The organism is Pseudomonas sp. PAMC 25886 (assembly GCF_000242655.1).
In the GTDB taxonomy this organism is placed as follows: Bacteria; Pseudomonadota; Gammaproteobacteria; order Pseudomonadales; family Pseudomonadaceae; genus Aquipseudomonas.
This window is the reverse complement of record NZ_AHHC01000015.1, coordinates 1-13,557: the sequence shown is the minus strand read 5'-3', so window position 1 is coordinate 13,557 and position 13,557 is coordinate 1. Positions and strand designations below refer to the sequence as shown.

Below are 13,557 nucleotides of genomic sequence, written 5' to 3'. Positions count from 1 at the left end.
GTTACTGCCTAGGCAGCGAATGTCAAACGAATAGTTAGGTTGCTTGCTAATTAGCGGATAAATGGTGGGAGCCGGGCTCCCACCTTTAATGTGTACGGATCAGAAATCCCGCTTGTAGAAAATATCCAGGGAGCTGGCCACACCGCTGGCCACTTCCAGGTACACCTTCTTGCTCAGCAAATAGCGCAAGGCGATGGTGTTGGCCGGTTCGAACACCCCCACGCCATAACGCAGGCTGAGCTTCTCCGAGATTTTGCCGCTGGCCACCACAGCGGTGTTGTTGCCACTGCCCTGGGTGTCGAGTTCGAAATCCTGGATGCCCAGGTTCTTGGCAATATCCGAGGTGACCCCGGCGCTGCCCATCAACCCGAGGCCCAACGCTGCCTGGGCCAGCATGTTGTTGTCTTCACCGGTGGTGCTGAGCGGTCGGCCCAGTACCAGGTAGGACAGCGCCTGTTCCTGGCTCATGGCCGGTTCCGAGAAGATCTGCGTGGTGGGCTGCTCGGCGCTGCCGCTCAGGCGGATACCGGCAGTTACGTCGTCGGTCTGGCGGATGGCTTCGATGTCGAGGTACGGCTGGTCAATCGGCCCGGCGAACAGCAACCGCGCGCGGCGCACCGTAAGGCGCTGGCCGTAGGCGCGGTAGCGGCCGTCGTTGAGCCAGAGTTCGCCACGGGTGTCCATGTTGTCGCCGATGTGCACGTGGCCTTGCAGGTTGGCGGTGAGGCCGAAGCCGGCGAAACTCAACTTGTCCTTGCCCACCTCCACATCGATGTCCATCGCCATGGCCATCGGCGGCTTGCCCTCTTCGGTCTGGCTGCCGACGATCACCGTGTCATCCGAGACCTTGACCGTCGACGGCGGCAGTTCGCGCACGGTGATCTCGCCCTTGGGGATCTGCACCTTGCCGGAGATCGCCAGCTTGTCGTTTTTCATGCTGATTTTCAGGTCGGGCGCCACTTCCAGGGCCGCGTACGGTTCTACGCTGACCGGCAGTTGCGTGCCTTGCAGCGCGATGTCCACCGCCAGGGCCTGGCCCCAGTCGATCTGGCCCTTGATAGTGCCCTGCCCGGCTTTGCCGCTGCGCCAGCCGCCATTGAGCTGCACGCTTTCGCCGGCAATCAGCGCCTGGATATTCAGGCCTTCGAAGCTGGTGGGCAGTTCCGGACCGGAGATTTCGCCGCCCACCAGGTTGATGCTGCCGTTGACCTGAGGCGCCAGCAGGCCGCCGCCGATGCGCCCGTTACCGTTGAGCTTGCCGTTGAGCTTCTCGACCATCGGCACAAACGGCCGGGCCACGGCGAGGTCGAGGCCGGTCAGAGTGAAGTTACCGGTGATCGGTTTGTTCTTCGGCAGCGGATTGATCTGCGCCTGCAACAGCAACTCGCCAAGCTTGCCACCCCGGAAGTTGAGCTGGGTATCGATGCGAGTGGGGTTGAGGGTGGTTTCCAGCTTCAGGGTGTCGTAGGGGAAGTCCAGCCACTGGTCCTTGTCCTTGACCCGCAAGGTGCCGCCGCTGGCATCCACCGACACCACGCCTTTGGGGCCGCTGGCCGGCAGGTCGAGTTGCACGTCGGCATTGAGCTTGCCCTGCCAGGCGAAGTCTTTCGGCAAAAACGCCGCCAGGCTGTCGATGGGGAACTGCTTGAGGTGATAACGCAGCTTGGGTTCGGGCATCAGGCGCTGGTCTTCGCCACACAGGCTCGCCGAGCCGGATACCCAGCAGTGGGCAGCAAAGGTCAGCTTGCCATCGGCCATGCGCTCGATTTTAGCCGGGGCTTGCAGCTTCCAGTCCTGGCCACCCGCCTGCACATCGCCGCTGGCGAGGCGCCCGCGCCAGTTGCCTTTGTCGAGGTTGCCGTCCAGGGCCAGGGCCAGCTTGAGCAGCGGGCCGGCCAGGTCGAGCTGGACTTTCTGGTTTTTGATATCGCCCTGGGCGCTGGCGGTGAAGGTGCCGACCTGGGTTTCACCGGCCTGGATGCCACTGCCTTTCAGGTCGATTTTGGCGCGCTGGGCGTTATCGAGGTTTGCATCCAAGGTCAGGTTTTGCAGGCGATTGTCTTCAAACGCGATCTGTTGGCCAACCAGGTTGAGCTTGCCTTGGGGCGCGTGCAGGGTACCGGCGACGTCGAGGCGCCCGTTCATTTGCCCGCGCAGTTGCGGCCAGAGTTGGGCGAGGCGCGTCAGCTTGATGTCGACCTGCCCGGCCAGCCGCTGTTGCAGGCTGCCGCTGCCGTAGATGCGGTTGTCGCCGAGGCGGATGTCCAGGGTGCCGAGGGTCCACTGCTCGCCTGCGCCTTCGGCCTTGGCCTGGAGCACGGCGGGTTGGCCGCGCAGGCGGCCCTTGAGGTCGAGGTCGGCGTTGAGCTTGAGCTGCTCGTTCTTCATTTCACCCTTGCTGCGCAGCGGGCCAGCGAGGGTGCCGGGCAGCTCGGCAACCCAGTACGCCGGGTTGATGGCCGACAGGTCGAGTGCCGCGTCCCAGGCAACACCGTCGGCAAATTGCAGGTTCAGGTGGCCCTCGGCCTTGCCCTGGCCGGCGGCGAGTTTCAGCTCGGGGAGGAACACTTGCTTGAGGTCGCCACTGAACGGGCTGGCCAGGCTGAACTTGCCTGCCGGGCCGTCGAGGTCGGCCTTGAAGTTGCCCAGGTAGTTGCCGTCCTTGTAGGAAACTTCGCCATTGAAGGTACGCAAGGCTACTTGAGGTTCGTCAATGACCGGGTACAGGCGATGCCAGGGGAAATCCAGCCAGTCGATTTTCGCGTCGGCGCTGAAGCCTTGCTGCCAGTCCAGATTGGCACTGAGCTTGAGGCTTTGCTGGTCACCGGCATTCAAGTCCAACCCGGCGATCTGCGCGCCCTTGGCGTCGACCTTGCCTTGCAGCAGCAAGTCCACCGGGCCTTTCTCCGCCGGAAGGACGGCTTTGCCCAGCAACTGGTAACCGTTGCTCAGGTCGCCCTTGGCCGTCAGGTCCAACTGATTGAGTTGCAGGGTATCGGGCAAGTCGGCGCTGGGTTTGAAGCCATCGGCGGTGATGTGCAACTGCGCCGGCAGGTTTTCCACCAGGGGTTGTAATTCGCCGCTGAGCTTGGCCGGCAGGTAGCCGCTGCTGTCGGCGTCGAGCTTGAGGGTTTTGAGCAAATCGCCATCGACCTTGAGCGCCAGCGTCCAGGGCGCACCGCCCGGGGCGTAGGGCAGACTCAGGTTGCCGCTGGCGGTTAACGGCCAGTTGCCGGTAGGTTGCAGCAGGCCGGATAGATCCAGCACCAGGCCGTCCCGCTGCAGGTGCACCGAGTCAATCTGCATGCCGGCAGCGGTCCAGTGCGCCGCCAGTTGCAGGCCCTGGAGTTCTTCGCTGCCGTTGAACAGCAGGCTGCCGACGCGGATGTCACCCAACTGAAGGGCGACCGGCAATTTCAGGTCCGGCAGGGTGATCGGGCCGCTGCTTTCTTCCGCGCTGGGTGGAAATTGCAGGCTCACCTGCTCCACATCCAGTTGGTTGATGCACACCGTCATGCGCATCAGGCACGCCGGCGACCAGTCGAACTTCGGTGCTTGCAGCTCTACGCGACTGCTGTCTTGTTGCCATAACAGATGGTCGGCACTCCACTGCCCGCCCAGGCGACCCTGGAAATTTTCCACGGTCAACCCCGGCACCTGGCCCAGCACCCAACGGCTGCCGACTTGGGTACCCAGCACTGTCCACAGCGCCAGCACTATCACCGCGAGGACCGCCAGCACGGCCAGCCCCGCTATTTTCAAACCACGCATCACAGCTCAGGCCCCATGGAAAAGTGCAAACGAATGCCGCCCGGATCTTCGAGGGCATGGGCCAGGTCGAGGCGGATCGGACCGACCGGCGACACCCAGCGCACGCCCACACCCACACCGGTTTTCAGGCTCGGCATTTCCAGGGTGTTGAACGAGTTGCCTTGGTCGATAAAGGTCGCGATCCGCCATTTTTCGGCGATGGAATATTGATACTCGGCGCTCAGGGCCACCATGTAGCGGCCACCGATGCGGTCGCCACGGTCATTCTCCGGCGACAGGGTCTGGTACTCATAACCGCGCACGCTCTGGTCGCCACCGGCAAAAAAGCGCAACGACGGCGGCACGGATTTGTAGCCGTTGGTGGCACTGCCACCAAACTGCGCGCGGGCCAGGAAGCGGTGGTTGTCCCACAACGTGGTCAGGCCCTTGATCGTCGCCGTGCCGTAAAGCAGGTTGGTGTCGGAACCCAGCCCTTCCTTGGCGACCTTGGCGTCGAACAACAGGCGATAGCCGTTGTGCGGGTCGATGCGGTTGTCACTGCGCAGATAGGAGTAACTGATGCCCGGCATCAGCAGCGTGCTCAGGCCCGAGTCGTTGCCCAGGCGATATTCTTCGCGCTGCCACTTGAGCGAGATCACCCGCGTCCAGCCGCTGGGCAACTTGCTGTGCCACTCGGGGCCGAGCGTGAGCAATTTACTCAAGGTGTCGGTGTTGGCGATTTCTTCATTCTGGTAGCCACCGGCGAAACGCAGTTTGTCGGTCAGGGGCGGGTCCAGGGGAATGTCGTACCACAGCCCGACGTTCTGCCGGGGCGCCGACAGCTCGGCTTCCCAACCATAACTGTGGCCCTGGGGGTTGACCCAATGGCGCGTCCAGTTGGCCTTGCCACGCGGCCCGACGTCGGTCGAGTAACCCAGGCCCAGGCCCATGGTGCGGGGCTTGCGGGTTTCGAGTTGCACGGCCACAGGAATCACGTCGTTAGTCGACGCGGCGGGAGCGGCGTCCACGCGCACGCCTTCAAAAAAGCCACTGCCTTGCAGGTTCTGGTTGAGTTCGGCGATCAGTTCGGAGTCGTAGGGTGCGCCGCTCTTGAACGGCACCATGCGTTGCAGCAGGTCTTCATCAAACGGCGTATCGCCGGCAAAGCTGACCTTGCCCAAGGTGTAGCGTGAGCCACTGTCATAAATGAGTTCGATATCGGCCACACCCGCCTTGGGGTCGACCGAGAGTTTCTGGCTGGTAAAGCGCCCGCTGAAAAAGCCGTAGCGTGACGCCTGGTTCTGGATAACGCGCTTGGCGTCTTCGTAATTGCCATGGTTGAGCACGGCACCGGGTTTGAGTTCGTCGCTGCCGGGCACGCGAAAGGCTTTGAGGTCGGCCGCCTGGCCATCGACCCTAATAGTCACATTGCGCAAATGCACCGGTTCGCCGGGGTCGATGGTGAGGATCAGGCGCGGGTTCTTGCCGCCCTTCACATCGCTGGCGATCTGCGGCTGGTAGAAACCCAACGCCTGGGCGGCCTTGCGGGCCTGCTCCTCGGCGCCACGGCTGAACCGTTGCAGGGCTTCTTCGTCACGATCGCCGACCCCGCCGATATAGCCTTCGATGTTGGCTTTCAACGCGTCGTTTGAAGGTTTGATGCGCACATCCAATTCGCTTTGCGCCAAGGCGCCGCAGCTCGTGAACAGCAGAATCAAGCCGCTGGTAAATCTTCCTGGAAACTTCATAGGCCGGGATGCTACACGAGCTTGGGAGCGGGTTAGAACCCGGATTTGTCTGAATAATTCTGTCTTAAACCGTTGCAGCCTGTAACACCTGCGGATTTGCGTGAAAGAAAACGTGCTCCAGGACAGGTCCTACAGCCACCTCGCCGATCTCTTCATAGCCCTGGCGTTTATAGAACTCCAGGTAGCGAGAATTCCCCGTGTCCAACACCACACCGGAAGAATGCGGGTCTTCGGCGCACCAGTTGTGAACCGCTTCGAGCAATTGCTCGCCGTAGTGTTTGCCCTGGAATTGCGGGTGAATCCCCAGCAGCGGCAGCACATGCACCGAGTCCGAGGGCAGGCACGCCAACACGGCCTGGTGATATTCCAGGTAGCGCCGGGTGCCACGCACCCCGGTGCTCAGCCACATGCGCAATTGCCAGGCCCAGCTTTCGGTAATGCCCAGGCGTCGCGTGGGCGGCGCGATCAGGGCGATGCCGATCAACCGGTCGTTGACCAGCAGGCCAATAGCCGGCAGGTTCTGGAAGAAGTGCTGCTTGACCAGCTCACGCACCGTGGCGCGCACCCGCTGTTCGTAGCCGGGACGTTCGGCTTCAAAGATGTAGGCGAACGTCGGCTCATGGCGATAGGCCTGGTACAGCAGGGAACGGGCTTCGCGGGAATAGCCGCTGTCGAGCATGTGAATCTGGGCGATGGCAGTCGAGGTGTCAGGCATAACAGTGAATCTCCCCTGGGCGCTGACTCAAAAAGGTTGCGCTCTTGTTAGTACGAGCCCACAGCAACCGACTCGTTCCCTCCTTTCAGACCTTAGCAGTGCCCAACTCCTACCGCCACGCTGGCCCCCGTCCGACTTGTCGGCTAGCATCGCCCTTTTGCCAGACTGGACTGCCGACCATGAAAATCGTCTCTTTCAATATCAACGGGCTGCGCGCCCGCCCTCATCAGCTGGCGGCACTGATCGAGAAACACCAGCCGGACGTGATCGGCCTGCAGGAAACCAAGGTCCACGACGACCAGTTCCCGCTGGATGAGATCAAGGCCCTGGGCTATCACGTGTATTACCACGGGCAGAAAGGCCACTATGGTGTTGCCCTGCTCTCGCGCCAGGAACCGCTGGCGCTGCATAAAGGCTTTGCCAGTGACGAAGAAGACGCCCAGCGCCGGTTTATCTGGGGCACCTTCGCCGATGCCAACGGCAACCCGATTACCATCATGAACGGCTATTTCCCACAGGGCGAAAGCCGCGACCACCCTACCAAGTTCCCGGCCAAGCAACGTTTCTACGAAGACCTGCAAACCTTGCTGGAGTCGCAGTTCAGCAATGACCAGGCCGTGGTGGTGATGGGCGATGTGAATATTTCCCCGGAAGACTGCGACATCGGCATCGGTGCCGACAATGCCAAGCGCTGGCTTAAAACCGGCAAGTGCAGCTTCCTGCCGGAAGAGCGCGAGTGGATGGCACGCCTGAAGAACTGGGGCCTGGTGGACAGCTTCCGTCACCTCAACCCGGACGTCGCCGACCGCTTCAGCTGGTTCGATTACCGCAGCCGCGGTTTTGAAGACGAGCCCAAGCGCGGGCTGCGGATCGACGTGATCATGGCCTCCCAAGGCCTGTTGCCGCGGGTGAAGGACGCCGGTGTGGACTACGACCTGCGCGGTATGGAAAAACCCTCCGATCATGCGCCGATCTGGCTGGAACTGAGCTGATCTGGCACAGAGGGCCGGGAAACCGGCCCTCGTCATATTTATGCAACCTGCCTGACTTAATCTCGCGGCACTCCCTTTGGCTTGAGAAGGTGCCGGCATGATGCTGCGCGTTCTATCCCTGCTGGCCCTGCTCAGCGCATTCCCCCTCACCGCCTTTTCCACCCCGCTGCCCTTCCCCGATCACGGCCCGGCCTTGCGTATCCAGGGTTCCAACACCATCGGCGCGGCACTGGGCCCGGCGCTGGTCAAGGGACTGATGGAGCAACAAGGTTTGCAAGGCGTGCACAGCGAGCCGTCTGACCAAGCCAACGAACAGCAGATCGTCGGCAAGACTCGCCAGGGCCAACAGGTGACGATAGAAGTGGCCGCCCATGGCTCCAGCACCGGGTTCGCCGCACTGAAAAAAGCCAACGCCGACCTCGCGGCGTCGTCTCGGCCGATAAAAGACAGTGAGTTGGTGGAGCTGGAGCCCCTGGGCGACCTGAAAAGCCCGGACGCCGAACAAGTCATCGCGATTGATGGCCTGGCGATCATCCTCAACCCGCGCAACCCGCTGAATACATTAAACACTGAGCAACTGGCGCAGATTTTCAGCGGCGACGTCTCGACCTGGGAACAACTGGGCGGTATCGGCGGCAAGATTCAGGTGTACGCGCGGGATGATCAATCCGGCACCTACGATACGTTCAAGGAGTTGGTGCTCAGCCGCCGCGGCAAATCCCTGGAGGCCAGCGCCAAACGGTTCGAGTCCAGTGAGCAGTTGTCGGATGCGGTCAGCCACGATCCCCAGGGCATCGGCTTTATCGGGCTGCCCTACGTGCGCCAGGCCAAGGCAGTGGCCATTGTCGACGGTGACTCGCAGCCCATGCTGCCGTTGAACAGCCTGATTGCCACCGAGGATTACCCGTTGTCACGCCGGTTGTTTTTCTATCTGCCGCCGGTTGCGCAGAATCCGTGGGCCAAGGCGTTGGTGGACTTTGCGCAAAGCAGCAAGGGCCAGGCGATCGTCGCCGCCAACGGGTTTATCGCACAGCAGGTGCAGGCCATGACCGTGGAGCCGCGCGCGCCGATGCCCGAGGATTACCAGGGGATTGCCCGGCAGGCACAACGGCTGACCGTGAACTTCCGGTTTGAGGAAGGCAGCGCCAGCCTCGACAACAAGGCGCGCCAAGACTTGACGCGTGTGGTGGCTTATATAAAGAGCCACCGCAAGCTGGACAAGCAGGTAACGCTGGTGGGGTTTGGGGATGCCAAAAATGATGCGCAGCGAGCGGCGCTGCTGTCGAAACTGCGGGCGATGGCGGTGCGCAGGGAGTTGGTTAAAAGTGGCGTGGTGCTGAGGGATATCCGCGGCTTTGGCGCCGAGATGCCGGTGGCGGCAAATACGGCGGATGAGGGGAGGATCAAGAACCGGCGGGTGGAGGTTTGGGTTTACTGAGATGCTGAAGTAACAGAAGGTTTCTGTGGCGAGGGGGCTTGTCCCCCGTTGGGCTGCGCAGCAGCCCCATAAGTCCACCCGCATTCTTTCAGGCAGAGTGTGGCGGCAGGTTTGGGGGCTGCTGCGCAGCCCAACGGGGGACAAGCCCCCTCGCCACAAAAGCGCCTTTGCCGCAAAAACACTGCGAGCCTCGGTTTTACTGCCCGCTGCGCATCATCTCCCGCGGTACATACTTGCCGATCTCGAACTTGCCGATCGCTGCCCGGTGCACTTCGTCCGGGCCGTCGGCCAGGCGCAGGGTGCGCTGCATGGCGTACATGTAGGCCAGCGGGAAGTCGTTGGAAACACCCGCCCCGCCGTGGATCTGGATCGCCCGGTCGATCACCTTCAACGCCACGTTCGGCGCCACCACCTTGATCTGCGCGATTTCGCTTTTCGCGACCTTGTTGCCCACGGTGTCCATCATGTAGGCGGCCTTCAGGGTCAGCAGGCGCGCCATGTCGATTTCCATCCGCGAGTCGGCGATCTTGTCGATGTTGCCTCCAAGACGGGCCAACGGCTTGCCGAAGGCGGTACGGCTGACAGAGCGTTTGCACATCAACTCCAAGGCACGCTCAGCCATGCCGATGGAGCGCATGCAGTGGTGGATACGGCCCGGGCCAAGGCGGCCCTGGGCAATTTCAAAGCCCCGGCCCTCGCCCAGCAGCACGTTTTCGTACGGCACACGGACGTTTTCAAACAGCACTTCGGCGTGGCCGTGGGGCGCGTCGTCGTAGCCGAACACCGGCAGCGGGCGCACGATCTTCACGCCGGGCGCATCCACCGGTACCAGAATCATTGAGTGCTGTTGGTGGCGCGGCGCATCCGGGTTGCTCAGGCCCATGAAGATCAGGATCTTGCAGCGCGGGTCGCAGGCGCCGGAGGTCCACCATTTTTTGCCGTTGATCACCCACTCGTCGCCGTCACGTACCGCACGGGCAGCCATGTTGGTGGCATCGGAAGAAGCCACGTCCGGCTCGGTCATGGCGAACGCCGAACGAATCTCGCCCCGCAGCAACGGTTCGAGCCAGCGTTGTTTCTGCTCTTCGTTGGCGTAGCGCACCAGCACTTCCATGTTGCCGGTGTCGGGTGCGGAGCAGTTGAACGGCTCCGGCCCCAGCAAGGAGCGGCCCATGATTTCGGCCAGGGGTGCGTATTCGAGGTTGGTCAGGCCGGCACCCAGTTCGGACTCCGGCAGGAACAGGTTCCACAGGCCTTCGGCTTTAGCCTTGGCTTTCAACTCTTCCATGACTGCGGTGGGCTGCCAGCGATCTCCTTCGCTGACCTGGCGTTCAAACACCGGCTCGGCCGGGTAGACGTAAGCGTCCATGAAGGCGGTGACGCGTTCACGCAGTTCCTGAACCTTGGGCGAATAGGCGAAATCCATGAGCAGCTCCCTTTTTGGAAGGTTGTTTAGGTCATGAAATTGATGCTAGATCAGCGCTGATAATTTACCTAACCTATTCTCGGCGTGTATTAACATTCATCACCGATATATGATCGGCGTATGGACACCTAACAATAAGAGCGCAGCGAAATGAATCTGAGCAAGGTCGACCTCAACCTTTTCATCGTCTTTGACGCGATCTACACCGAAGCCAACCTGACCCGCGCCGGGCAGATTGTCGGGATTACCCAGCCAGCGGTGTCGAACGCTCTGGCACGCCTGCGGGAGACGTTCAACGACCCGCTGTTCGTGCGCACTGCCCAGGGCATGGTGCCCACCCCCATGGCCCAGAACATCATCGGCCCGGTGCGCAATGCGCTGTCGCTGCTGCGGGTGTCGGTGCAGGAAAGCCGGATTTTCAACCCGCAGCAGGCCGCCAAGACCTACCGCATCAGCATGACCGACCTTACCGAAGCGGTGATTCTGCCGCCGCTGTTCCAGCGCCTGCGCCGCCTGGCGCCGACGGTGGTGATCGAGAGCTTCCTGTCCAAACGCCGGGAAACTACCAAGGAACTGGCCGCCGGTCGCCTGGATTTTGCCGTGGATGCGCCGCTCAACACCGACCCGCAAGTGCGCCACGTCAAGCTGATGGAAGACCGCTACGTGTGTGCCATGCGCAAGGGCCATCCGATGGCGGGCAAGGAAAAGCTCACCCTCGATGACTACTTGTCCCTGACGCACATTCATATCTCCAGCCGGCGCAATGGCCTGGGCCACGTGGACCTGGCGTTGGGCAAGATGGGCCTGCAACGCAAGATCGCCCTGCGCTCCCAACATTATTTGATGGCCTCGCAAGTGCTGCAGCAGACCGACATGGTCATGACCGTGCCGGAGCGCTTTGCCCGGCGCCATGAACTGCACTGGTTCAACCTGCCGGTGAACGATGTGCCGATGGTGGAAACCCATTTGTACTGGCACGAAAGCACCGACCAAGACCCCGCCAACCGCTGGATGCGCGAGCAAATGATCGAGTTGTGCCAGCAGGTGACGGCTCATGAGAAGAAGCTGGATAAGCAGCAGGCGTGATGTGTTGCTTGACGTTAACGTCAAGCAACCTTTAGCTTAACGCTCAAGACACTCCTTGAGCGCCCCCATGAGCACGACCTACAGCATCTCCGACCTCGCCCGCGAGCTCGATATCACCACCCGCGCCATTCGCTTCTATGAAGAACAAGGCCTGCTGTCCCCGGAACGCCGGGGCCAGGAGCGTATTTATTCGCCGCGGGACAAGGTCAGCCTGAAGCTCATCCTGCGGGGCAAACGCATCGGGTTCTCCCTGGCCGAGTGCCGGGAGCTGATCGAACTCTACGACCCCACCAGCGGCAATCAGAAACAGCTGCACAGCATGCTGGCGAAAATCGCCGAGCGCCGCGAACAGCTGGAGCAACAGTTGCTGGACATCGAACAGATGAAACTGGAACTGGACACCGCCGAAGAGCGTTGCACCCAGGCGCTGGAACAGACCATTCAGAGCCAGGTTGGCCATTCATAAAAGGTAGCTGCCATGTCCCTCCCCTCTCATGTGCGCCTGGTGGAAGTCGGCCCCCGCGACGGCCTGCAGAATGAAGCGCAACCCATCAGCGTCGCCGACAAGGTGCAATTGGTGGACGCCCTGAGCGCCGCCGGCCTGGGCTACATCGAAGTCGGCAGTTTTGTGTCGCCCAAGTGGGTGCCGCAAATGGCCGGGTCCGCCGAGGTGTTTGCGCAGATCCAGCGCAAGCCCGGGGTGACCTACGGTGCGCTGGCGCCAAACCTGCGGGGCTTTGAAGATGCCCTGGCCGCCGGTGTGAAGGAAGTCGCGGTGTTTGCGGCAGCGTCCGAGGCGTTCTCCCAACGCAACATCAATTGTTCCATCAGCGAAAGCCTGGAGCGCTTCGCGCCTATCATGGACGCGGCCCGGCAGCACGGCGTGAGCGTGCGGGGTTATGTGTCGTGCGTGTTGGGGTGCCCGTACGAAGGCCAGGTCGCGCCGGAACAAGTGACGGCGGTAGCCCGGGAACTGTTTGCGATGGGCTGCTATGAAGTGTCCCTGGGCGACACCATCGGCACCGGTACGGCGGGCGCCACCCGGCGGATGTTCGAGGTGGTCGGCGCGCAGGTGCCACGGGACAAGCTGGCCGGGCATTTTCACGACACCTATGGCCAGGCCATCGCCAATATCTACGCCAGCCTTGAGGAAGGTATCCAGGTATTCGACAGCTCTATCGCGGGCCTCGGCGGCTGCCCCTATGCCAAGGGTGCCAGCGGTAACGTCGCCACTGAAGATGTGTTGTACCTGCTCAATGGCCTGGGCATCGAGACGGGTATCGACATGGACAAGCTGATTCTGGCGGGCCAGCAGATCTGTACGGTATTGGGCCGCCCCACCGGTTCACGCGTGGCCAAAGCCCGTAACGCCACCTGAGTACCGCGCCCGTGACGATGTGTTACCTCGCGGCTACACATCGGGTAACACGGGAACATATTTTGTCGCATTTCCTGAAAGAAATTTCCCATCAAAAAATCAAGCCATTGATTTTAAAGGACTTTATAAAGTTGGCACGGCTCCTGCTTTCTCTATTGCATAACAAGAATAAAAAGCACCAAACCTAATAAAAATAAGACGTAACGACTCTGACATAACAAAAACAACACGGCAGAGACGCAGCTAACAGATTTTTTTGGAGAAGATGTGCTTTGCAGGGTACGGCTAGCCGAAACCCGCAACCGGATAGAGAAGAACAAAAAACTACCTCAAGGTAGCTACCCTCTGGTTGGATCGCGTGCGAAGAAGCAGATCAGCGTTCAAAAAAATACGTTTGCTCTTGACCCCGGATGGGGGTCGCCAAAAACAGCGGTAAAGGGCCACGGTTGCCAAAAACAACAACAGACCGCCCCTCAATAATAAAAAAAGAGCACGCAACGACAAATTAAAGGGGACCTTCGGGTCCCCTTTGTGCTTTCTCGTGGAAGGTGATTTGCGTGTATATCCGTTTTTTGGGTAACGGCTGGTATGGGTTCCGCTCTTACAGCGGCTCACTTTTGAAAAGCGCAAAAGTAAGCAAAACGCTCTTGCCCCACCACTCGGCACCTCGCTTAGGCTCGGTGTGCCCGCACTCCGGCATTACTACGCGGGCCGCCGCGACGGGGCGTCCCTGCCCCGTCGCGGCTAAACCGGCGTCCTGCCGGTTTACCCGCTCCGTACTACCTGCGTTCGGCCAGCGTGGTTAACGGGGCGCCTAAGATCAAGATCAAAAGCAGATCAAGAGCACAGCGGCCTACAGGCCGGCTTGAGTGGTGTGAAGCAAAGGCAACATCAAGATCAAAATCTACAGCGGGCACGCGGCGTTTTTCAAGGTAGTTGTCGCGTTCACCGTCGTACTACGCGGCTTTTATTACCACTGTCAGCTCCCTTTCAGGGTTCAGATACACTGTCCCGATAGGGTTCC

General features: G+C 61.1%; 9 protein-coding genes. 5 read left to right on the top strand and 4 right to left on the bottom strand.

The genetic code is table 11. The annotated features are described in order from the left end of the window. Positions 1–99: 99 nt before the first annotated feature. From MUM_RS0103430 to MUM_RS0103420, 3 genes are all read right to left on the bottom strand, one after another. Positions 100–3,771, bottom strand: coding sequence for a translocation/assembly module TamB domain-containing protein (locus MUM_RS0103430; protein WP_010166967.1), 3,672 nt, complete (start codon positions 3,769–3,771; stop codon positions 100–102). Further along, positions 3,771–5,498 (bottom strand): autotransporter assembly complex protein TamA, encoded by a 1,728-nt coding sequence (locus MUM_RS0103425; RefSeq protein WP_010166965.1) that lies wholly within the window; start codon positions 5,496–5,498, stop codon positions 3,771–3,773. Before MUM_RS0103425 ends, MUM_RS0103430 begins: the two co-directional genes overlap by 1 nt. 64 nt (positions 5,499–5,562) lie before the next feature. Then, positions 5,563–6,213, bottom strand: coding sequence for a GNAT family N-acetyltransferase (locus tag MUM_RS0103420; RefSeq protein WP_010166963.1), 651 nt, complete (start codon positions 6,211–6,213; stop codon positions 5,563–5,565). A gap of 179 nt (positions 6,214–6,392) precedes the next feature. Between MUM_RS0103420 and xthA the strand changes: the two genes are divergently transcribed. After that, complete coding sequence (gene xthA, locus MUM_RS0103415; RefSeq protein ID WP_010166961.1) at positions 6,393–7,205, top strand: exodeoxyribonuclease III; 813 nt, start codon at positions 6,393–6,395, stop codon at positions 7,203–7,205. A 97-nt stretch (positions 7,206–7,302) separates the two neighbouring features. Further along, positions 7,303–8,643 carry a substrate-binding domain-containing protein gene (locus MUM_RS0103410; RefSeq protein WP_029615765.1) on the top strand — a complete coding sequence of 447 codons (1,341 nt, stop codon included), beginning with the start codon at positions 7,303–7,305 and terminating at the stop codon, positions 8,641–8,643. A 196-nt stretch (positions 8,644–8,839) separates the two neighbouring features. On the opposite strand, the gene MUM_RS0103405 is transcribed toward MUM_RS0103410, so the two are convergent. Next, the gene (locus tag MUM_RS0103405; RefSeq protein WP_010166957.1) at positions 8,840–10,069 is read right to left on the bottom strand and encodes an acyl-CoA dehydrogenase; all 1,230 of its coding nucleotides are present in this window, start codon (positions 10,067–10,069) and stop codon (positions 8,840–8,842) included. Between the two features lie 150 nt (positions 10,070–10,219). Here MUM_RS0103405 and MUM_RS0103400 point away from each other — a divergent pair, with 150 nt between their 5' ends. The 3 genes from MUM_RS0103400 to MUM_RS0103390 all read left to right on the top strand — a co-directional run bounded on the left by MUM_RS0103400 (position 10,220) and on the right by MUM_RS0103390 (position 12,533). Further along, a complete protein-coding gene (locus MUM_RS0103400) occupies positions 10,220–11,155 on the top strand; it encodes a LysR family transcriptional regulator (protein ID WP_010166954.1) in 936 nt (311 codons plus the stop codon). Positions 11,156–11,222: 67 nt separating this feature from the next. Next, positions 11,223–11,621, top strand: coding sequence for a MerR family transcriptional regulator (locus tag MUM_RS0103395; RefSeq protein WP_010166953.1), 399 nt, complete (start codon positions 11,223–11,225; stop codon positions 11,619–11,621). A 12-nt stretch (positions 11,622–11,633) separates the two neighbouring features. Next, the gene (locus MUM_RS0103390) at positions 11,634–12,533 is read left to right on the top strand and encodes a hydroxymethylglutaryl-CoA lyase (RefSeq protein WP_010166950.1); all 900 of its coding nucleotides are present in this window, start codon (positions 11,634–11,636) and stop codon (positions 12,531–12,533) included. Positions 12,534–13,557: the final 1,024 nt, after the last annotated feature.